The sequence below is a fragment of the Streptomyces sp. BK340 genome (assembly GCF_007827595.1).
In the GTDB taxonomy this organism is placed as follows: Bacteria; Actinomycetota; Actinomycetes; order Streptomycetales; family Streptomycetaceae; genus Streptomyces.
Genome location: NZ_VISR01000002.1, coordinates 14,502 through 32,786 on the forward strand (window position 1 = coordinate 14,502; position 18,285 = coordinate 32,786).

The 18,285-nt window shown below is 68.2% G+C and carries 23 protein-coding genes; 16 read left to right on the top strand and 7 right to left on the bottom strand.

Translation table 11 applies throughout. From position 1 onward, the window contains the following. Positions 1–222: 222 nt before the first annotated feature. The 3 genes from FB157_RS03305 to FB157_RS03320 all read left to right on the top strand — a co-directional run bounded on the left by FB157_RS03305 (position 223) and on the right by FB157_RS03320 (position 3,254). Complete coding sequence (locus FB157_RS03305; protein ID WP_145875788.1) at positions 223–993, top strand: trypsin-like peptidase domain-containing protein; 771 nt, start codon at positions 223–225, stop codon at positions 991–993. Positions 994–1,319: 326 nt separating this feature from the next. Next, positions 1,320–2,321: a bifunctional lytic transglycosylase/C40 family peptidase gene (locus tag FB157_RS03315; protein ID WP_145875792.1), complete on the top strand. Its 1,002-nt coding sequence runs from the start codon at positions 1,320–1,322 to the stop codon at positions 2,319–2,321. Between the two features lie 228 nt (positions 2,322–2,549). After that, on the top strand, positions 2,550–3,254 hold the full coding sequence (locus tag FB157_RS03320; RefSeq protein ID WP_145875794.1) for a phosphatase PAP2 family protein: 705 nt from the start codon (positions 2,550–2,552) through the stop codon (positions 3,252–3,254). Between the two features lie 85 nt (positions 3,255–3,339). Here the strand turns inward: FB157_RS03320 and FB157_RS03325 are convergent, their stop codons facing one another. Then, positions 3,340–4,899, bottom strand: a complete 1,560-nt coding sequence (locus FB157_RS03325; RefSeq protein ID WP_145875796.1) for an FAD-binding oxidoreductase — start codon at positions 4,897–4,899, stop codon at positions 3,340–3,342. A 326-nt stretch (positions 4,900–5,225) separates the two neighbouring features. Here FB157_RS03325 and pstS point away from each other — a divergent pair, with 326 nt between their 5' ends. The 4 genes from pstS (at position 5,226) to pstB (ending at position 9,416) form a co-directional block, all read left to right on the top strand. Next, positions 5,226–6,356, top strand: a complete 1,131-nt coding sequence (gene pstS, locus FB157_RS03330) for a phosphate ABC transporter substrate-binding protein PstS (RefSeq protein WP_145875798.1) — start codon at positions 5,226–5,228, stop codon at positions 6,354–6,356. Between the two features lie 142 nt (positions 6,357–6,498). Next, complete coding sequence (gene pstC / locus FB157_RS03335; RefSeq protein WP_145876747.1) at positions 6,499–7,506, top strand: phosphate ABC transporter permease subunit PstC; 1,008 nt, start codon at positions 6,499–6,501, stop codon at positions 7,504–7,506. Beyond that, the gene (gene pstA / locus FB157_RS03340) at positions 7,503–8,564 is read left to right on the top strand and encodes a phosphate ABC transporter permease PstA (protein WP_145875800.1); all 1,062 of its coding nucleotides are present in this window, start codon (positions 7,503–7,505) and stop codon (positions 8,562–8,564) included. Before pstC ends, pstA begins: the two co-directional genes overlap by 4 nt. Positions 8,565–8,639: 75 nt before the next feature. Then, on the top strand, positions 8,640–9,416 hold the full coding sequence (gene pstB / locus FB157_RS03345; protein ID WP_145875801.1) for a phosphate ABC transporter ATP-binding protein PstB: 777 nt from the start codon (positions 8,640–8,642) through the stop codon (positions 9,414–9,416). A gap of 128 nt (positions 9,417–9,544) precedes the next feature. Here the strand turns inward: pstB and FB157_RS03350 are convergent, their stop codons facing one another. Next, positions 9,545–10,015 (bottom strand): ATP-binding protein, encoded by a 471-nt coding sequence (locus tag FB157_RS03350; RefSeq protein WP_145875803.1) that lies wholly within the window; start codon positions 10,013–10,015, stop codon positions 9,545–9,547. A gap of 228 nt (positions 10,016–10,243) precedes the next feature. Here FB157_RS03350 and FB157_RS03355 point away from each other — a divergent pair, with 228 nt between their 5' ends. From FB157_RS03355 to FB157_RS03385, 7 genes are all read left to right on the top strand, one after another. Further along, positions 10,244–11,095 carry a helix-turn-helix transcriptional regulator gene (locus tag FB157_RS03355; RefSeq protein ID WP_145875805.1) on the top strand — a complete coding sequence of 284 codons (852 nt, stop codon included), beginning with the start codon at positions 10,244–10,246 and terminating at the stop codon, positions 11,093–11,095. 10 nt (positions 11,096–11,105) lie between these two features. Then, positions 11,106–11,303 (top strand): DUF397 domain-containing protein, encoded by a 198-nt coding sequence (locus tag FB157_RS03360; RefSeq protein ID WP_145875807.1) that lies wholly within the window; start codon positions 11,106–11,108, stop codon positions 11,301–11,303. 98 nt (positions 11,304–11,401) lie between these two features. Beyond that, the gene (locus FB157_RS03365; protein WP_145875809.1) at positions 11,402–11,596 is read left to right on the top strand and encodes a hypothetical protein; all 195 of its coding nucleotides are present in this window, start codon (positions 11,402–11,404) and stop codon (positions 11,594–11,596) included. Next, a complete protein-coding gene (locus tag FB157_RS03370; RefSeq protein WP_145875810.1) occupies positions 11,580–12,110 on the top strand; it encodes a DUF6879 family protein in 531 nt (176 codons plus the stop codon). Before FB157_RS03365 ends, FB157_RS03370 begins: the two co-directional genes overlap by 17 nt. Further along, positions 12,107–12,937 carry a helix-turn-helix transcriptional regulator gene (locus tag FB157_RS03375; protein ID WP_145875812.1) on the top strand — a complete coding sequence of 277 codons (831 nt, stop codon included), beginning with the start codon at positions 12,107–12,109 and terminating at the stop codon, positions 12,935–12,937. Before FB157_RS03370 ends, FB157_RS03375 begins: the two co-directional genes overlap by 4 nt. Before the next feature lie 104 nt (positions 12,938–13,041). Further along, a complete protein-coding gene (locus FB157_RS03380; RefSeq protein ID WP_145875814.1) occupies positions 13,042–13,488 on the top strand; it encodes a hypothetical protein in 447 nt (148 codons plus the stop codon). A 129-nt stretch (positions 13,489–13,617) separates the two neighbouring features. Continuing rightward, the gene (locus FB157_RS03385) at positions 13,618–13,995 is read left to right on the top strand and encodes a hypothetical protein (protein WP_145875815.1); all 378 of its coding nucleotides are present in this window, start codon (positions 13,618–13,620) and stop codon (positions 13,993–13,995) included. Positions 13,996–14,224: 229 nt separating this feature from the next. Here the strand turns inward: FB157_RS03385 and FB157_RS03390 are convergent, their stop codons facing one another. Both FB157_RS03390 and FB157_RS03395 read right to left on the bottom strand, forming a co-directional pair. Then, positions 14,225–15,223, bottom strand: coding sequence for an inorganic phosphate transporter (locus FB157_RS03390; protein WP_145875817.1), 999 nt, complete (start codon positions 15,221–15,223; stop codon positions 14,225–14,227). 7 nt (positions 15,224–15,230) lie between these two features. Beyond that, positions 15,231–15,851, bottom strand: a complete 621-nt coding sequence (locus FB157_RS03395) for a DUF47 domain-containing protein (RefSeq protein WP_030744448.1) — start codon at positions 15,849–15,851, stop codon at positions 15,231–15,233. A gap of 206 nt (positions 15,852–16,057) precedes the next feature. Here FB157_RS03395 and FB157_RS03400 point away from each other — a divergent pair, with 206 nt between their 5' ends. Beyond that, a complete protein-coding gene (locus FB157_RS03400) occupies positions 16,058–16,363 on the top strand; it encodes a metal-sensitive transcriptional regulator (protein ID WP_020940900.1) in 306 nt (101 codons plus the stop codon). 40 nt (positions 16,364–16,403) lie between these two features. Here FB157_RS03400 and FB157_RS47095 read toward each other — a convergent pair whose 3' ends face one another. Both FB157_RS47095 and FB157_RS03405 read right to left on the bottom strand, forming a co-directional pair. Next, a complete protein-coding gene (locus tag FB157_RS47095) occupies positions 16,404–16,577 on the bottom strand; it encodes a hypothetical protein (protein ID WP_186581325.1) in 174 nt (57 codons plus the stop codon). A 95-nt stretch (positions 16,578–16,672) separates the two neighbouring features. Further along, positions 16,673–17,542, bottom strand: coding sequence for a hypothetical protein (locus tag FB157_RS03405; protein WP_145875819.1), 870 nt, complete (start codon positions 17,540–17,542; stop codon positions 16,673–16,675). 144 nt (positions 17,543–17,686) lie between these two features. On the opposite strand from FB157_RS03405, the gene FB157_RS47100 reads away from it, so the two are divergent. After that, the gene (locus FB157_RS47100; RefSeq protein ID WP_186581378.1) at positions 17,687–17,860 is read left to right on the top strand and encodes a hypothetical protein; all 174 of its coding nucleotides are present in this window, start codon (positions 17,687–17,689) and stop codon (positions 17,858–17,860) included. Between the two features lie 11 nt (positions 17,861–17,871). On the opposite strand, the gene FB157_RS03410 is transcribed toward FB157_RS47100, so the two are convergent. Next, positions 17,872–18,285, bottom strand: a complete 414-nt coding sequence (locus FB157_RS03410; protein ID WP_145875820.1) for an NUDIX hydrolase — start codon at positions 18,283–18,285, stop codon at positions 17,872–17,874.

Here is an 18,285-nt window from a genome sequence, read left to right on the forward strand (position 1 = left end):
TCAGGAGGGACCACGGGGGCATGTGCGGAGCGTGACGGATAGGCGGCGGAGGGTGTTGCGCAGTACGGTGGGGTCGGCGCCGAGTGGGATGTCGGGCTGCCACCGGGATCACCGGGACGTCCCGGTCCATGGACACGCCCAGCGGCCATAGGGACGGTTCACAGGAAAATCTCAGTGAAGTCGGGACGGGTTTCTCACCTTCATGGGAGAGAGTGACGCCTGATGAAGCGCATCTCACGCATCTGGCTCACTTCGCGTCCCGCCTTGCTGTGCGGCGTGGTGACGCTCGGCCTGACGTCGGCGTCCGTGGCCTCCGCGTCCGACGGGCCGGGGCCCTTCGGGGTCACCGCCGCCACGGCCGCATCGCGGCAGAGCGCGCGGGTCGGCGCGCTGTTCGGCGCGGACCGGGTCGGCAAGCTGGCCGGCGGGCACTTCTGCACCGCCTCGGTCGTGCACAGCCGGCAGCGGTATCTCATCGTCACGGCGGCGCATTGCGTGGACGGTGATTCCGGGGACCTGGTGTTCGCGCCGGGGTACCGGGACGGGCATGCGCCGTACGGGGTGTGGAAGGTGGGGAAGCGGTTCCTGCCCGACGGGTGGGCCAAGGGGCAGAACGAGGACAGCGACATCGCCTTCGCCTACGTCGACGAGCTGGGCGGCAAGCGGGTCGAGGACGTGGTGGGCGGGAACCGGTTCGTCACCGGGACCGCCACCGGCGCCACCGCCGTGACCGTCACCGGGTATCCGGACGAGCGCGAGGTGCCGATCACCTGCACCAACAAGCCGGCCCTGCACAGCCGTAGCCAGCAGCGGATCAACTGTCCCGAGTTCACCGGAGGGACCAGTGGCAGTCCCTGGGTGAACGGGGCCAGGCAGATCGTCGGGGTGCTGGGCGGGCATGAGCACGGCGGGGCCACCGCCGACATCTCCTACAGCGTGGTGCTGGGCGCGGAGGCGGCGGAGTTGTACAAGGACGCCACTGCCGGTCCGTGAGCCCGGCGGAGGCGGCAGCCGTGTCCGTTCGCGGCGAGCCGGGTCGGCGTGCCGGTGCCACCCCGCGTCCGGCCGCCCGGGTCCGGCGCCGCCGGGTCTTCGTCTCCGCGTTCTTCGGTGCTCAGCACGTCTCGGGCGTGCTCAGCCGGCCCTCCGATCTCGCCCAGCGGTACGTCGAGTTGCCACGGCCGTGCCGGAGGGGCCGCGCGATTAGGCGGGATCCCGACTGGACAGGGGCTTGACCAGGACCGGTTGCGGCCGCCTCGGGGACTCCCGGCCGTAGACTGACCCCCGGCGTACTCCCGGTCGGCGAGGGGCGGTTGACGGTGCGTAAGGCATGGATCGCGGCGGGGGCCGGTCTCGGTGCCGGGCTCGCGTTCGTGATGCTGCTGGTCGTCGGCGTGTACATCGTCGCCGGAAACCTCGTCAACACCGTGACCACAGGCAGCCGCGGGCTCGCCAAGGGAGCCGTGCCGGCCGCCTACAAGCAGCTCGTGCAGCAGTGGGGGAACCTCTGCCCCGCGCTCAGCCCGGCGCTGCTCGCCGCCCAGCTGTACCAGGAGAGCGGCTGGAACCCGACGATCGTCAGCCCCGCCGACGCGCGCGGCATCGCCCAGTTCATCCCGAGCACCTGGGCGACGCACGGCATCGACGGCAACGGCGACGGCAAGCGCGACATCTGGGACCCGAGTGACGCGATCCCGTCGGCCGCGTCGTACGACTGCGAACTCGCCAAGTACGTCAAGGACGTTCCCGGCAACGTCTCCGACAACATGCTCGCCGCCTACAACGCGGGTGCCTACCGGGTCATCAAGGCGGGCGGCGTCCCGGGCATCAGCGAGACGCAGAACTACGTCCAGCGGATCCGCAGCCTGGAGAAGAGCTTTGCCGCGCCGGTCCGGCGGATCGACCCCACCCGGCAGGCCGCGGGCGCCATCGCCTTCGCCCAGAGCAAGCTCGGCACGCCCTACCTGTGGGGCGGCAACGGCACCGCCGACCAGGGGGGACGCTTCGACTGCTCGGGTCTGACCAAGGCCGCGTACGAGAAGGTCGGCATCACCCTGCCCCGGGTCGCCAACGACCAGTACAACGCGGGCCCGCACCCCTCGCGCGACCAACTGCTCCCCGGTGACCTCGTCTTCTTCTCCGACAACCTCACCGACTCACGGGCCATCCGGCACGTGGGAATCTATGTGGGCGGCGGGTACATGATCGACGCGCCGCGGTCGGGCGCCGTGATCCGGTTCGACCCGGTCGACACCCCCGACTACTTCGGTGCCACTCGGGTCACCGAAGATGGCGCGAAAGCGCTCCCGACCGCGGTGTGAACCGAGCGTGAACCAACCCCCTGAGCTGCGGTGATGAGTCTCTCTTCGATAACGTCTGAGTGATCATTCGGTGGAGAGTGGAACGTATCAATGGGGGCTGTGCGTTCCTGTTGACGTAGCCGAGCGGACGTCAGCTGCAGTGCAGCGGAAGCGGATCTACGAACCACGGGGGGCTGGAGCGACGCACACGAGGTGCGTCCGGGAAAACGACGAAGGGGCCGCAGCACGATGGCTGTACTCGCCGAATCCGGATCGAACCCCGACGTCGACCTGCTCTACGACATCAACGGCCTGGCCAAGGACGCGCCGCACTGGTTCGACCGGGTCATGGAGTTCGTCGGTGAGTACGGACTGCTTCTGGCCATGGTGCTGCTCGTGCTGTGGTGCTGGTGGTCGGTGCGCCGCCGGTCCGAGGAGGACGCCGCGTCCTCCGTCGCCGCGCTGGTGTGGGCGCCGCTCGCGGCCGGTATCGCGGTGCTGGTGAACGTACCGATCCGCGGCTTCGTCGAACGCCCGCGCCCCTTCGTCGACCACCGGGGCCTGGACGTCCTGGTCACCGGCAAGACCGACTTCTCCTTCGTCAGCGACCACGCGACGATCACCATGGCCCTCGGCGTCGGCCTCTTCGTGGCCAACCGCCGCTTCGGCCTCGCGGGCATCGGCCTGGCGCTGCTGGAGGGTTTCTGCCGGGTGTACATGGGCGTCCACTACCCGACCGACGTGGTCGGCGGCTTCGCCCTGGGCACGGCGGTCGTACTGCTCCTCTCCCCGCTGGCCTCGGCCCTGCTGACCCCGCTGATGAAGGCGGTCGAGCGGTCGCCGCGGGCGGGGTGGATCGTCCGCCGCCGGCCGGCGAGCGGGGCTCAGGACGATGCGCTGGTGTCCGGTGCGCGCCGACCGGTGGAGTCCGAGGAGAAGGACCTGGCCGCGTAGCCCGGTACGGCTGCCGGGCGGGCGCGGGGGCCTGCGGGCCGGCTCTCACCGGCCCGCAGGTACCCGCGATCCCTCATCGCCCCCGTTACAGCCCCTGCGCGTAGGAGAAGAACCTCTCCGGGTCGTACTGCTTCTTCACCTTGCCGAGGCGGGTCGCCGCGTCGCCGTAGTACGCCTTGCGCCAGTTCGTCAGCGTCGGGTCGGTGTAGTTCTGGTAGGCGGCGCCGGAGGCGTACGGCTTCATCGCGTCGTGCGCGGACGTGAGCCACGACTGGGCCGTGCTGCCGGAGGCACCCGCGCCCCAGGAGGCTATGTACTGGGTCAGCATGCGGGAGCGGCGGTGCACGAAGGCCGTCGCCGTGGGGCTGACCCGGTTGACCGCGCCGCCGAGGGCGGTGAAGGCGATGCTGCCCCCGCCGCCCCGGACGGAACCGATCTGCTTCAGCAGGGTCTGGATGCCCGCCGCGGACAGGGAGTGGTCGAAGAAGTCGGACCGGGCCGCGTAGGTCTCCCGGCCCAGCCGGCCCTGGGGCGAGCGGCCGGGGGTGGAGCCCGGCAGGTGGCACTGGGCGTCCGTGGAGAAGGAGGAGCAGCCGGCGTAGATCTCCATCGCCTCCTCGTAGCCGCGACGGCGCAGGGAGACGCTCCGGGCGTTCGCCCCCGCCTGGTGCGCGAGGCGGTCCACCGCGTTCTGGAGTTCGCCGTAGGTGCCGAGGGAGAAGCAGGCCACGGAGATCGTCGGCGTGCCGCCCGGGGTGTTCGACAGGTGGAGGGAGGACCAGATCTCGTCCGGCTGGCTCGGCCCCCACTCCTGCCAGGCCTTGATCACCGTGGCCGCCTTGGACCAGGACCACGTCATGTACGCGGTCACCGCCTGCGGCGCCGCGTGGGTCTTGAACTGCAGCTCGGTGACGACACCGAAGTTGCCGTTGCCCGCGCCGCGCAGTGCCCAGAAGAGGTCGGAGTGGGAGGTGGCGTTCGCGGTGACCTGGGTGCCGTCCGCCGTGATCACCGTCGCCTGGGTGAGGCTGTCGCAGGTCAGGCCGTAGGCGCGGGAGGCGACCCCGTGGCCGCCGCCGAGGACCAGGCCGGAGACGCCGACCGTGGGGCAGGAGCCCGCGGGTATGGTCACGCCCTTCGCGCCCAGCGCCCGGTAGACGTCGATCAGCTTGGAGCCGGCGCCGACCACCGCCGTCCCGCCGCTCACGCGGACGCGGTTCAGCTTGGACACGTCGAGGATCAGCCGGTTGTCGCCCGAGGAGTAGCCGGCGTAGGAGTGGCCGCCGTTGCGGATCGACACGCGTATCCCGTGGGACTGGGCGTAGGACAGGGTCGTGCGGATGTCGTCGGCGTGGGCGACATAGGCGACCGCGGCCGGCTTCAGGCCGTCGAAGCGGGTGTTGTACAGCTGGTGGGCGGTCTTCCAGGTCGCGTCCCCGGGGCGCACCAGGGGGCCGTCGAGGTCGCGGGCGAGGGCCGCCCAGTTCGCGGCGGCCGCCTGGCTGGTGGTCTTCAGTGCCGTACCGGACGATGTCAGGGTGTGGGCCGAGGACCTGGCGGAGGCGCCCGAGCCGGTGCTGCACCCGGCCAGCGCGGTCGCCGCCACAGCGGCCGCGCCGCCCGAGATGAACGTACGCCGTTCCATGTGTTCGTCGCCTTTCCTCGGCTCTCCTGGAACGAGACGACGCCATGCGCACAGGGGTTCCAGCCGACAGAGGAACGAGTCTCGAATATCCGTCCGGTTAACCTGGCTGTCGGAACCTGCGCGTGCCCTCCCCGTAAGCATTCCGTGACCTCACCGCACCGACGGCAGGGGTTCACCCGCCGTTCACTTCTGGCCATCGGCCGCTTCATCTCATCTGCCTAATTTCGGCCTTACCCGGTGCGGGGGCGGTTCAGGAATGCCTCGCGCACAAAGTGCTTCGCACGCCGCCGACTGCCTGCGGCGGCTCCTGGAAGGAACTCCCGAAAGTGATGCTTCAGCGCAAGAACCGGCTGCGCGCCCTGTCTCTCGGTGCTCTCGCCGTCTCCGGCGCCCTGGCCCTGACGGCGTGCGGCTCGGACGACAACGGCAACAACACGGGCTCCGGCAAGCCGGCCTCCTCGGCCAGCGCGGGCTCCATCAAGTGCGACAACGCCAAGGGCCAGCTGCTCGCCGACGGCTCCTCCGCGCAGAAGAACGCGATCGACGCCTGGGTCAAGAACTTCTCGCAGGCCTGTGGCGTGCAGATCAACTACAAGGGTGGCGGCTCCGGTGCCGGTGTCACCGCGTTCACCCAGGGCCAGGTGGCCTTCGCCGGTTCCGACTCGGCGCTGAAGCCCGAAGAGGTCGCCGCCTCCAAGAAGATCTGCAACGGCGGCCAGGGCATCGACCTCCCGATGGTCGGCGGCCCGATCGCGCTCGGCTACAACGTCCCGGGTGTCGACAACCTGGTTCTGGACGCCCCGACGCTCGCCAAGATCTTCGACAGCAAGATCACCAACTGGAACGACAAGGCGATCGCCAAGCTCAACCCGGGCGTCAAGCTGCCCAACCTGAAGATCCAGGCGTTCCACCGCTCGGACGAGTCCGGCACCACGGACAACTTCACCAAGTACCTGATCGCCACCACCCCGGGCAACTGGAAGTACTCCGGCGGCAAGGCCTGGCAGGCGAAGGGCGGCCAGTCCGCTCCGCAGTCCGCGGGTGTCGCCCAGCAGGTCAAGCAGACCTCCGGCGCCATCGGCTACTTCGAGCTGTCCTACGTCAAGGACGGCATCAAGGCCGTCTCCATCAACACGGGTGCCAGCAAGCCGGTCGCCCCCAGCACCGAGAGCGCCACCGCCGACATCGCCGCCGCGAAGGTCGTCGGCACCGGCAAGGACCTCACGCTCCAGCTGGACTACAAGACCAAGGCCGACGGCGCCTACCCGATCACCCTGGTCACCTACGAGATCGCCTGTGACAAGGGCAACAAGGCGGACACCCTGCCCGCCACCAAGGCGTTCCTGCGCTACATCGCCAGCGAGGACGGCCAGAAGATCCTCTCCACGATCGACTACGCGCCCGTCCCCGACGAGATCATCGCCAAGGTCCGCACCACCATCGAGGGCCTGAGCTGACCTGATCCGAGAGTGCGGCCCGGTTCTCATCGATCCGGGCCGCACCGTCCGGTGCACCGCCGCCCGGAGTCGCTCCCCGTACCTTTGGGGGAGCGTCTCCATGGAGCCGCCCACCGCGCGGCTCCGCAGACCGGAGAACCCGATGGACATATCGACGCAGACAACAGACGCATCTCCTCCCACCCCCCAGCCGAAAGCGGCCCAGCACAAGAGCAGGTCCCGCTCCGCGAACCGCGCCGGTGACCGCATCTTCCTCGGTCTGTCGCGCGGCTCGGGCATCCTGCTGCTCGCGATCATGGCTGCGATCGCGATCTTCCTCGCCTATCGCGCCTCGCTCGCGATCAGCAAGGACCACGGCAACTTCCTGACCACCTTCGAGTGGAACACCAACATCCTCCCGCCGACCTTCGGCATCGCGGTGCTGGCCTTCGGCACGATCGTCTCCTCGATCATCGCCATGGCCCTCGCGGTCCCGGTCGCGGTCTCCATCGCGCTGTTCATCACGCACTACGCACCGCGCCGGATGGCCGGCCCCGTCGCGTACGTGATCGACCTGCTCGCCGCCGTGCCCTCCATCGTGTACGGCCTGTGGGGCGCGCTGATCCTCGTGCCGCACATGAACGGCCTCTACGGCTGGCTCAACGACTTCTTCGGCTGGACCGGCCTCTTCTCCTGGGACCAGGGCGCCCCGCGCTCGATGCTCACGGTCGGCATCCTGCTCGCGATCATGATCCTGCCGATCATCACCAACGTGAGCCGTGAGGTCTTCCGTCAGGTCCCGCGGATGCACGAGGAGGCGGCCCTGGCCCTCGGCGCCACGCGCTGGGAGGTCATCCGCATGGCCGTGCTGCCCTTCGGCCGCTCCGGCGTGATCTCCGCGTCGATGCTCGGCCTCGGCCGCGCGCTCGGCGAGACGATGGCCGTGGCCACCGTGCTCTCCCCGTCCTTCGACATCCAGGCCAGCCTGCTCAACCCGGGCGGCGGCACCTTCGCCCAGAACATCGCCAGCAAGTTCAGCGAGGCGAACGAGTTCGGCCGGGACGCGCTCATCGCGTCCGGTCTCGTCCTGTTCGTCATCACACTGCTGGTCAACGGCGCGGCCCGGCTGATCATCGCCCGTCGCGCGGAGTACTCGGGGGCCAACGCATGAGCACCGCAGCCGTCACCGACAAGCGCCCCAGCACGCTGCGCGCCGCCAACCTGCCCAAGTGGTCCCCGTGGGCGATCGCCGCGGGCTCCATCGCCCTGGGCATCGGCATCTCGCTGGCCGCCGGTCTCGACAGCAAGATCCAGTGGGGTCTGATCGCCGCGGTCCTGTTCGTCCTCGGCACGTATGTGATCGCCGCGAGCGTCGAGGGCCGCCGGCAGGCCAAGGACCGCATCGCGACCAGCCTGGTCTGGGTCGCCTTCGTGATCGCCGTGGTGCCGCTGGTCTCCCTGATCTGGGTGACCGTCGCGCGCGGTGTGAAGGTCCTGAACGTCTACTTCCTGACCCACTCGATGGGCGTCGTCGCCGACACCGAGCCCGGCGGCGGCATCTACCACGCCATCATCGGCAGCCTGGAGCAGGTCGGCCTCGCCACCCTGATCGGCGCCCCGATCGGCGTGATGACCGCGATCTACCTCGTGGAGTACGGGCGGGGCAAGCTCGCCAAGTCGGTCACCTTCTTCGTCGACGTCATGACGGGCATCCCGTCGATCGTCGCGGGTCTGTTCATCCTCAGCCTGATGCTCATCTTCAAGATGCAGCCGTTCGGCTTCGCCGGTTCGCTGGCCCTGGCCATCCTGATGATGCCGGTCGTCGTCCGGTCCACCGAGGAGATGCTCAAGCTCGTTCCGAACGAGCTGCGCGAGGCGTCCCTGGCGCTCGGCGTGCCGAAGTGGCGCACCATCCTGAAGGTGGTCCTGCCGACCTCCATCGGCGGCATCACCACCGGTGTCATGCTGGCAGTGGCCCGCATCGCCGGTGAGACCGCGCCGGTGCTGCTGCTGGTGTTCGGCAACCCGTTCATCAACAACAACCCCTTCGAGGGTGCGCAGGCTTCGCTGCCGCTGTACATCTACCAGCAGTTCGCGAACAGCGCGGGTTCCGGAGCGGCGTACGACAGGGCTTGGGCGGCATCGCTCACGCTGATCGCCTTCGTGATGATCCTCAACCTGGTGGCCCGGGCGATCGCCCGCTGGAAGGCCCCGAAGACCGGTCGCTAAAGCATCGATTAGCGGCTAACGCCGCGTGGCGGCCCACACAGCGACCGAGCTTGAATTTCTGGAAGTGAAGTAGACATGGCCAAGCGAATCGACGTAAGCGGACTCACCGCCTACTACGGCTCCCACAAGGCGATCGAAGACATCTCGATGACCGTCGAGCCCCGCTCGGTGACGGCGTTCATCGGCCCCTCCGGCTGTGGCAAGTCGACGTTCCTGCGCACGCTGAACCGTATGCACGAGGTCACGCCCGGTGGCCGCGTCGAGGGCAAGGTGCTGCTCGACGACGAGGACCTGTACGGCGCCGGCGTCGACCCGGTGTCGGTGCGCCGCGAGGTCGGCATGGTCTTCCAGCGCCCGAACCCGTTCCCGACGATGTCGATCTTCGAGAACGTGGCGGCGGGGCTGCGGCTGAACGGCAGCTACAAGAAGTCCCAGCTGAACGAGATCGTCGAGAAGTCCCTCAAGGGCGCGAACCTCTGGAACGAGGTGAAGGACCGCCTGAACAAGCCGGGCTCCGGTCTGTCCGGCGGTCAGCAGCAGCGGCTCTGCATCGCCCGTGCGATCGCGGTCGAGCCGAAGGTGCTGCTCATGGACGAGCCGTGCTCGGCCCTGGACCCGATCTCGACGCTCGCGATCGAGGACCTGATCGGTGAGCTGAAGGAACGGTTCACGATCGTCATCGTGACGCACAACATGCAGCAGGCCGCGCGTGTGTCCGACCGTACGGCGTTCTTCAACCTCGCCGCGGTCGGTCAGCCGGGCCGGCTGATCGAGATCGACGACACCGAGCGGATCTTCTCGAACCCCTCGGTCCAGGCTACGGAGGACTACATCTCGGGCCGCTTCGGCTGAGCCTCCCCAGTCCCCTCGCGGTGCTGCATGGCGGTGCCACCGCGAGGATGCAAGAGGGCCCGCCCCTGGTTCCCGGGGGCGGGCCCACTGCGTTCGGCTTCGGCGGCGGTTCCGGGTGGCTCCGCCTGTCAGGCCATGGCCGTCCGGCCGGCCCGCTGCCCGCCCACCTCGAACCACAGCAGTTTGCCTGCGTGGCGGTCCAGCGGGCTGTCCCCGAGGGCCAGGCCGCCCCATGAGTCGGCGTATTCCTGTACGAGGTGCAGCCCACGCCCTTGCTCAGTGTCGACCGGCGCGGGCGGAACCCGATCCCAGGGCGGTTCTCCGAAGGGCGCGGGAATCCGCGGATGCCGGTCCCACACCCCGACCCGAAGTCGCCCGTCCGCGAGGGCGGTGAGTCGTAGGGAGGCGGGGCCGTTGGTGTGCCGATAGGTGTTGCTCACCAGCTCGGACGTCAACAACTCGACTGAGTCCAGGTCTTCGTGTCTCCCGTGACTGTTCAGCGCCGCTCGTACGGTCATACGTGCGACGCGTGCCGCGCGGGGATCATGGGGCAGACGAAGGGCGTACACCCAGGTGTCGGGCAGGGATACGGTGCCCATGAAAACCTCCGTCGAGAGAAGGGACTCGGGCTCGCTCAACTGATCACGCCGGGCGGTGGCTCTGCCTGGGAGAGGTGCGCTTCCGGCTTACTGACGTGGGGAGTTGGGCGGCTGACGCAGTTAAGGTAGCGAGGGTCTTGGTAGTTCTTCCATGGAACTGGGGAAGATCTACCAATAGCCACCCGTGTGAGTGACACAGAAGGTCCGCGTCGAGGAGAGAACCCCGCCATGCCACCCGCCCCTACCGCGACCCTGCGTCAGCAGCGCCTCGGCGCCGAGCTGCGCAAGCTCCGTGAGCGCGCCGGGCTCACGTCAACCGCGGCCGCCGCGCTGCTCGGCGCGCCACAGGCCCGACTCAGCAACATCGAGGCCGGGCGCTATGCGGTGAGTGCCGACCGTGTGCGCACGCTGGCCCGTAACTACAGTTGCGCGGACGAGCCTTACGTCGACGCCCTGGCCGGCATGACGGGCGCACGGCAACGGGGCTGGTGGGAGGAATACCGCGACAACCTTCCATCCGGTCTGCTGGACCTCGCCGAACTCGAACACCATGCCCATGCGATGCGGGTGGCTGTCACCGTCCACATGCCGGGCCTGCTCCAGACGCTGGAGCACGCCCGTGCCACCATGCGCGAAGCCGTACCGCCGCTACGTCCGCACGAGATCGAGCACCGCGTCTCCTACCGGGTGAAGCGCCAGGCCGTCCTGTTCGAGGACGCGCCGACTCCGTACACGGCCATCGTCCATGAGGCGGCCCTGCGGATGGGGTTCGGCGGCCAGGATGTCGCCCGCGCCCAGCTCCACCATCTCCTGAAAATGAGCGAGGAGCCCACGATCACCTTGCTTGCCTTGCCCTTCGGGCAGACAGGTTTTCCCGCCTCCGGCCAGCCCATCACCTACGCGACCGGGCCGGTCCCGCAACTCGACACGGTCGTCCTGGACACCGATCACGGCTGCGAATTCCTGGATGCCGAGGCGCAGTTGCACCGCTACCGCTCCGTGCTGGACCGCATGGATTCGCGCGCCTTGCCCGAACCCGCGTCCCGGGATCTCATCCACCGCATCGCCAAAGAACTCTGAGGAGCCCGTCATGCCCGAGACCAACTGGCAGAGGTCCACGTACAGCGCGGAAGCCGCCAACTGTGTCGAGATAGCGGCCAGCCCTACCGCGATCCACATCCGCGACTCGAAGATCCCTGCCAACCCCCACCTCACCGTCACACCCGCCACCTGGACGGACTTCCTCTCGTACGCGACCGAAGCCGGAGGCACTTCCGCTTCGTGTTGACGGTTTCCAGAAGCGGAAACCAGGAACTCTTGCCGACCGCGCGGCACGATCGGGACGATCAGTGGTGACGACCGGTCCACGTGTGGGAGGAGTCTGCGGTGGTAAAGCTGACGCGGCTGGTGGGTGAGTGCGACGAGGGCGAGTGCCCGACGCTGTACGCCACCGACCGGGGGACCTTAGTTGTGCAGGGAGACCTTCTGGCCGACCACGGCCGGGAAATCCCGGAGCACGAAGCCCTCGTCGAAATCCCTGTCGAACTGATCCGAAAGGCTGTCCGTGGCGACCTCATCTAGCTGGACGTTGGGGGAGTGGCTCACGGCGTTCGAGCGCGAAGCGTTCCGGCTGGAGACGTTGGACGACTACAGCCAGTCGGGGGGAACCGACGCCTATCTGGCGTTCCTGGCAGGGCGGGAGCAGCCGGAGTCGTACAAGACAGCCGCATGGCTGACGACAGTGGGCGACGCCACCAAGGCCGGGAAGCGCGTGTATCGCGTACATGTTCTGTCCCGCCCGCTCACGGACTATCTCCGGTTCGAGCTGTCCTGGGGGTATCGGCGCAACATGACCGTCGGTGAGGAGTTCTTCATCCTCGACACCACCGAGCAGGCGAACCCGATCCCTGACGCGCCCGACTTCTGGATGTTCGACGGTACGGCTGCGGCTGTGATGGCGTACGACGGTGCCGGGAAGTACCTCGGGAGCCAATTCGCAGAGGAAGGCCGGCTGGCCGAGTTCCGGGCTTACCGAGACACGGCGCTCGCGCACGCCGTGCCGTTCGCGGAATGGTGGGTACGGCACGGGGAGTGAACAAGGCTGAGCTGGGGTCCGCGTTGCGGGCGCTGCGGCAGGCATCCGGAAAGGAAGCCAAGACCGTCGCCCGCAGGGCGGCCATGTCCAGTTCGAAGCTGTCCAAAATCGAGAACGGCAGCGTCATGCCGAGCGTCGTGGACGTGGAACAGATCCTGACCGCCATAGGGGTTTCCGAAGACGTCAAGGCCGAGTACATGTCGGTCGCTCGGGCGGCGGCGACCGAGGCGACGGCCTGGCGCCTTTACCGGCGGCTCGGATACCACCGGAAACAACAGCAGATCCAGGCGATCGAATCCCGTACGACTCTGTTGCGGCTCTTTCAACCCGCGCTCGTACCCGGCCTGCTGCAGACGCCGGAATATATCCAGGCAGTCCTTGGCCGCAAGAACCTCACCGCGGACCAACTCGCACGAGCAGTAGGTGCCCGGCTTGCGAGGCAGAGCATCCTGTACGAGCCGGGGCGGCAGCTTCGCTTCATTGTTACTGAGCCAGTGCTGCGGTGGAGAATCGTCCCGCCTCTTGTGATGGCCGGGCAACTCGACAAGCTCATTTCTGTTTCCCGGCTTCCTGGCGTCGACCTCCGCGTTGTTCCGTTGTCGGTTCGGCAGGCCGATTTTCCCAGTCATTCATTCTCGATCAAGGATGATCGCATGGTGACGGTAGAAACCGTTCACGCAGAGCTGGCAGTGACCGATCCGCGAGATGTCGCCCTTTACGTCGAAAAATTTGAAGGGTTTGCGGACGTTTCCGTTTCCGGAGATGTCATGCGAGGCATGGTCGAGGAAATCCGGGATGAATTCTTGCTGGAACAGGAAACCGGCTAGATCGGCATCTGTGGTCTTCCGAAGATAGGGCCTTGGAGGATTTCAATGTGCTGCTGCGCCGACCCCAGGCACAGGCGCACTGGCGGACCTGAGAGGACTTCCGAATGACTGTGGCACCTGAAACGCCGGCCATCGCACTGCGGCACGGCCGGGACCTCATGTCGCCCGAGCTGTTCGCGCGGCTGGCGGACTTCTGCGCCGAGGAGTACGGGCACGAGCGGTCCATGGCCGAGCGGATCATGAACGAGGCCATCACCCTGTGCTACGTGATGGGCAGCACCAACGCGGGCGACGTGATGGCCCCGAGCAAGGCTGTGGACCCCGGTTGGCACACGTTCATGCTCCACACCGAGGACTACGCCAAGTGGTGCACCGAGAACTTCGGCTACTTCCTGCATCACCGGCCGAACAGCAAGGTCCGTACGCAGGGCCTCATGGTCGACGTCGTCGGGCGCATCAGGGCCGAGGGCTTCGAGATCGACGAGCGTCTCTGGGGCACCGCGGCGGAGTGCAACGCGCCGACGTGCTGCGGCGACGGTCCTTGCTGCTGATACCGGCCACTGTCAGTGCCAGCCGCTAGAGTCCCGGCCCTCACGGTCCGGGACTCTAGGCGCAAAAGGGAGTTTTCATGGCAACTGCCGAAGGAACCAAGGGGCGGGGGCGGGTAACCGTCTTCTCCCGTGTTCGGGCCCGTCTTCGGCTACGCAACCACTCTCGTGGATGATCAGCAGCTTGCCCACGTGGGGCCGCTGACTCCCGGTGTCGGGTGGCGCCTGCTCTGGAAGATGGCGGAGAGGTGCCACAACGACGGGGCGACGGAAGCCAGAAAGGCCGAGTGGATCGTCTCGCAGGCATCCCGAGCGTTCATCTGTGGCAGCGGCGTTGTCGTGAAGCTCTCCGACGCTGATTGGGAGATGGAACCTGGTGGCTGGCTCGTGGAGCTTGGCGGCTCCTGGTGCAACCAAGACGTGTTGGTCACTGGCAACCTCACGGTGCCGGCACTCACGGCCGAGCAGACGGGCCCGAAGCACACCTACTACCCGCAGTACGCGGACTGACGACCCACTCGATCGGCCGGGCTCACTCCCGGCGGCCAAGCAACGAGGGAGCCAACAGAACACGCCGCGCTGAGCTGAGCGGCGCCGATCCGGCCCCGGCCACCTCCCCTGCTGAAGATGGCCGGGGTCTCGCCGCGCTCCCGGGAGACCGGGCCGTTGGCCGGAGGCGGGGTGGTGGGGCGGGGAGGGCTCGCTTGTCGGCGAGCCGAGGCGGGTGGGCGGAACGGGGCTACAGCGCCACCAGCTTGACGACGCCGAAAGCGAGCGCCGCGACCAGTGCGGCTGCCGGCATCGTGATGAACCAGCCCATGACGATGTTCTTGGCCACGCCCCAGCGGACGGCGTTCACACGCTTTGTCGCGCCGACACCCATGATCGCCGAGGTGATCACGTGAGTGGTCGAGATCGGCGCCTTGAAGAGGTACGCCGTCGCGAACATGATCGACGCGCCGGTCGTCTCGGCGGCGAAACCCTGCGGGGGATCGAGTTCGATGATCTTGCGGCCCAGCGTGCGCATGATGCGCCAGCCGCCCGCGTAGGTGCCGAGGGACAGCATCACCGCCGACACGATCTTCACCCACACCGGGATCGGCTCGCCGAACGTCTCGTGGCCGGAAATCACCAGGGCCATGACCACCACGCCCATGGTCTTCTGGGCGTCCTGGAGGCCGTGGCCCAGTGCCATGCCCGCCGCCGAGACCGTCTGCGCTATACGGAAGCCCCGCTTGGCCTTGTGCGGGTTGGCCCGGCGGAAGATCCACATGATCGCCAGCATGACCAGGTAGCCGACGATCAGGCCCACGACCGGCGACAGGAACATCGGGATGACGACCTTGTCGAGGACGCCGTTCCAGAGGACGTCCGTACCGCCCGCCAGCGCCGCCCCTACCAGGCCGCCGAACAGTGCATGGGAGGAGGAAGAGGGCAGACCGAAGTACCAGGTGATCAGGTTCCAGGTGATCGCGCCAGTCAGGGCCGCGAAGAGGATCCCCATCCCGGTCGACCCCGAGGGCGTCTCGATCAGGCCCTCACTGACGGTCTTGGCGACCCCGGTTCCGAAGAACGCGCCGGCCATGTTCATGACCGCGGCCATGGCGAGCGCCGCCCGCGGGGTCAGCGCCCGCGTCGACACCGACGTCGCGATCGCGTTCGCGGAGTCGTGGAAACCGTTCGTGTACGTGAAGAAGAGCGCGACCGCGATGGTCACGATGAGAGCGAGGGTGTCCATCGACGCCTCAGGACTCCTTGACGGCGATGGTCTCCACCGTGTTCGCCACGTGCTCGAACGCGTCCGCGGCCTCTTCCAGGACGTCCACGATCTGCTTGAGCTTGAGCACCTCGATCGCGTCGTACTTGCCGTTGAAGAGGTGGGCCAGCAGCTTGCGGTGGATCTGGTCCGCCTGGTTCTCCAGACGGTTCACCTCGATCCAGTACTCGGTGAGGTTGTCCATCGTGCGCAGGTTGGGCATCGCTTCGGCCGTCAGCTCGGCAGCACGCGCCAGCACCTCGATCTGCTGCTCGACACCCTTCGGCAGCTCTTCGACGTTGTAGAGGACGACGAGGTCGACGGCCTCCTCCATGAAGTCCATGATGTCGTCCAGGGACCCGGCGAGGGCGTAGATGTCCTCGCGGTCGAACGGCGTGATGAACGAGGAGTTCAGCTGGTGGAAGATCGCGTGCGTGGCGTCGTCACCTGCGTGTTCCGCGGCCCGCATACGCTCTGCGATCTCGGCCCGGGCAGACGCGTCCGCCCCGAGCAGTTCCATCAGGAGTTTCGAGCCGGTGACGATGTTGTCCGCGGATGCGGCGAACATGTCGTAGAAGCTCGTCTCCCTGGGGGTCAGACGAAAGCGCACGTGTGGTCCTCGGGGTGCTTCGGTTTCGGTCAGGCTGATGCTAGGCGCAACATCCGGCCACGGCTATCGGGTCGTCCCCCAGTGTCACCCATCGGGCATGGTGATCAGCACCGGGGCGTACCAAGGGCCCTCTACCCAGCAAAATTCGTTACCATATACCCACCAGGGGTATATTTCCTCAGTTCGTCCCGAGATGGAGGCCCGCGATGACGACGACCGAGGCCGGCGCCACGCACGGTTACCACAAGCAGAAGGACGAGCACCTCAAGCGGCTGCGCCGGATCGAGGGGCAGATCCGCGGTCTGCAGCGCATGGTCGACGAGGACACCTACTGCATCGACATACTCACCCAGGTGTCCGCCTCCACCAAGGCCCTGCAGTCCTTCGCCCTGCAGCTGCTGGAGGAGCACCTGCGGCACTGTGTCGCGGACGCGGCCCTCAAGGGCGGGGACGAGATCGACGCGAAGGTGGACGAGGCCACGAAGGCGATCGGCCGGCTCCTGCGCACCTGACCCGAGCCGGCGGGGCGTGATCAGGTCCGGCAGGACCCGATCAGACTTCGGCGGACTCCCGTTCCTCGGCCACCCGCAGCACCTCGTCGATGCTCGCCAGGCTCAGCCGGTCCTCGGCGGCCGAGGCAGCGATGATCAGCTCTCCGCACAGCTCGATCTCGGCGAGGGCCACGTGGTCCTGAACTGCCGTACCGCCGACCGGAGCCACGTGCATCACCTCTTCTCAACCGTCACCGACTTCCTAGAGTAGGGAGCGGTCTACACACCGCGCATGGCACGGACGGGCTAGTTCGTGGGTGGCGACCCGGACTAGTGCGCCGGCCGGTTTTCGGCCGCGCTGTCGGCGATGCGGCCCGCGTAGATGTCCTTCGGGCTCGGCAGGCGCACGTCCACGGGGGCGCCGAAGTCGTACAGCAGGGTCGTCGAGGCGACCGCCACGGCGGTCTTCTCGCGGCCGTTGACGAAGCTGAAGTGCTGGCGCAGCTTGCGGATGCGGCCCGCGTCGTCCAGATAGGCGTCGAACGGAACCTCGGCCGTGGCGAACCCTTTCGCTGCCGCCGCCAGGGACGCCCGGTCGTCGGCCGAGGCGTGCTTCGACGCGTGGGACAGATCGGCCGTCCCGCGGTAGTGCCGCACCTGTGTGCCGCCGACCTCGGTCCGCCCCATGTACGTCGCCGTACGCGTCCCGCGCAGCACCTCCGCGGCGGCGTACGGGTCCGTCGCGCCGCCCGTGACGAGGTTGCCGTCGGACAGGCTCGCGGTGTCCACCCGCACCCACTTGTCGGTGGGCACCCCCGCGCCCCGGTTCTTCATGAAGAGGGCGCCGGGGGCGAGGAGTTCGGTGATGGGCCGGTGCTCGGAGGTGCCCGCGGGGTCCTCCGGCAGGATCACGGTCAGCTGTCCGAGCCGGTGCCGGTAGTCGTAGACGCCCCTGCCGCGGATGGTGACCCGGGTGCCGCCGGTCGCCATCTCCATGGATGTGGTGGCCTTGGAGCTGCCCGCGCCGCGCAGGGTGTCGGCGGCCCGCTGCAGGGTGGTCACGGGGTCGCCGCCCGCGCCGTTCACGCCCTCGGCCGCGGCCCCGCTGCTGGAGCACCCCGCGGCACCCGCGCCGAGCCCGATCATGATCCCCACCGTGACGGCCGTCCTGCCCGCGCGCCTCTGCTGCCGCCGATCCATCGCCTGCCTACCCCCAGCCGGTACGTCCGTCACGGGCCCCCTGTCGTTCCGGTTAACGACGAGTAGGGAGTGCCGTCACGCACTGCGGAAGGCTGGGAAAGGGCATACAAACGTTTTAACCGGGATGTCGGTAACGTTGTCGGCGTGGCGCAGCAGGAGGGGTCGGAGCGATTCCGGCAGGGGCAGGAGCACCTCACGACGACGATGGAGCAGGGGCGCTTCTGCGTGGCCCGCTGCACCTGCGGCTGGCGCGGCCCGGCCCGACGCGCGCGCAGCCAGGCCAGAACGGACGCGGAGGGCCACTCGGCGGCCGTGTGAGGGCCCGGCCGCTACCTGTGCTCGAACTCCCGCACGAGGGTGTCCACGAGGTCGCGGTCGCGGGGCTGGGTCAGCCGGCCCCGGGCCGCGGTGGGGGAGAGCCACAGGATGCGGTCCACCTCGTTGTTCGGGGCGAACCGCCCGGTGACCGCCTCGGCCGCCCAGTAACGCACCTGCTTGGGGCGGCCGTTGGCCAGGTAGTGCAGGGTCGGCAGTTCGTTGCCGGGCTCGGCGGCGTAACCCGTCTCCTCGGCGACCTCGCGCAGGGCACCCGCGAGCGCGTCCTCACCCCGCTTGAGCTTGCCCTTCGGGTGGGACCAGTCGTCGTACTTCGGCCGGTGGACCAGACAGACCTCCAGCTCGTCGTCCACCGGTGAGCGGCGCCACAGCACGCAGCCCGCGGCCAGGACCAAGGTGTCGTTCAC

Excerpts from the sequence above, each read along its gene's own strand:
- FB157_RS03360 (WP_145875807.1), top strand. The coding sequence starts at position 11,106 with ATGCCCGAGACCAACTGGCAGAGGTCCACGTACAGCGCGGAAGCCGCC.
- FB157_RS03405 (WP_145875819.1), bottom strand. The coding sequence starts at position 17,542 with ATGGATCGGCGGCAGCAGAGGCGCGCGGGCAGGACGGCCGTCACGGTG.
- FB157_RS03350 (WP_145875803.1), bottom strand. The coding sequence starts at position 10,015 with ATGGGCACCGTATCCCTGCCCGACACCTGGGTGTACGCCCTTCGTCTG.
- FB157_RS03355 (WP_145875805.1), top strand. The coding sequence starts at position 10,244 with ATGCCACCCGCCCCTACCGCGACCCTGCGTCAGCAGCGCCTCGGCGCC.
- FB157_RS03305 (WP_145875788.1), top strand. The coding sequence starts at position 223 with ATGAAGCGCATCTCACGCATCTGGCTCACTTCGCGTCCCGCCTTGCTG.
- pstC (WP_145876747.1), top strand. The coding sequence starts at position 6,499 with ATGGACATATCGACGCAGACAACAGACGCATCTCCTCCCACCCCCCAG.
- FB157_RS47095 (WP_186581325.1), bottom strand. The coding sequence starts at position 16,577 with ATGCACGTGGCTCCGGTCGGCGGTACGGCAGTTCAGGACCACGTGGCC.
- FB157_RS03390 (WP_145875817.1), bottom strand. The coding sequence starts at position 15,223 with ATGGACACCCTCGCTCTCATCGTGACCATCGCGGTCGCGCTCTTCTTC.
- FB157_RS03400 (WP_020940900.1), top strand. The coding sequence starts at position 16,058 with ATGACGACGACCGAGGCCGGCGCCACGCACGGTTACCACAAGCAGAAG.
- pstA (WP_145875800.1), top strand. The coding sequence starts at position 7,503 with ATGAGCACCGCAGCCGTCACCGACAAGCGCCCCAGCACGCTGCGCGCC.
- FB157_RS03325 (WP_145875796.1), bottom strand. The coding sequence starts at position 4,899 with ATGGAACGGCGTACGTTCATCTCGGGCGGCGCGGCCGCTGTGGCGGCG.
- FB157_RS03320 (WP_145875794.1), top strand. The coding sequence starts at position 2,550 with ATGGCTGTACTCGCCGAATCCGGATCGAACCCCGACGTCGACCTGCTC.
- FB157_RS03380 (WP_145875814.1), top strand. The coding sequence starts at position 13,042 with ATGACTGTGGCACCTGAAACGCCGGCCATCGCACTGCGGCACGGCCGG.
- pstB (WP_145875801.1), top strand. The coding sequence starts at position 8,640 with ATGGCCAAGCGAATCGACGTAAGCGGACTCACCGCCTACTACGGCTCC.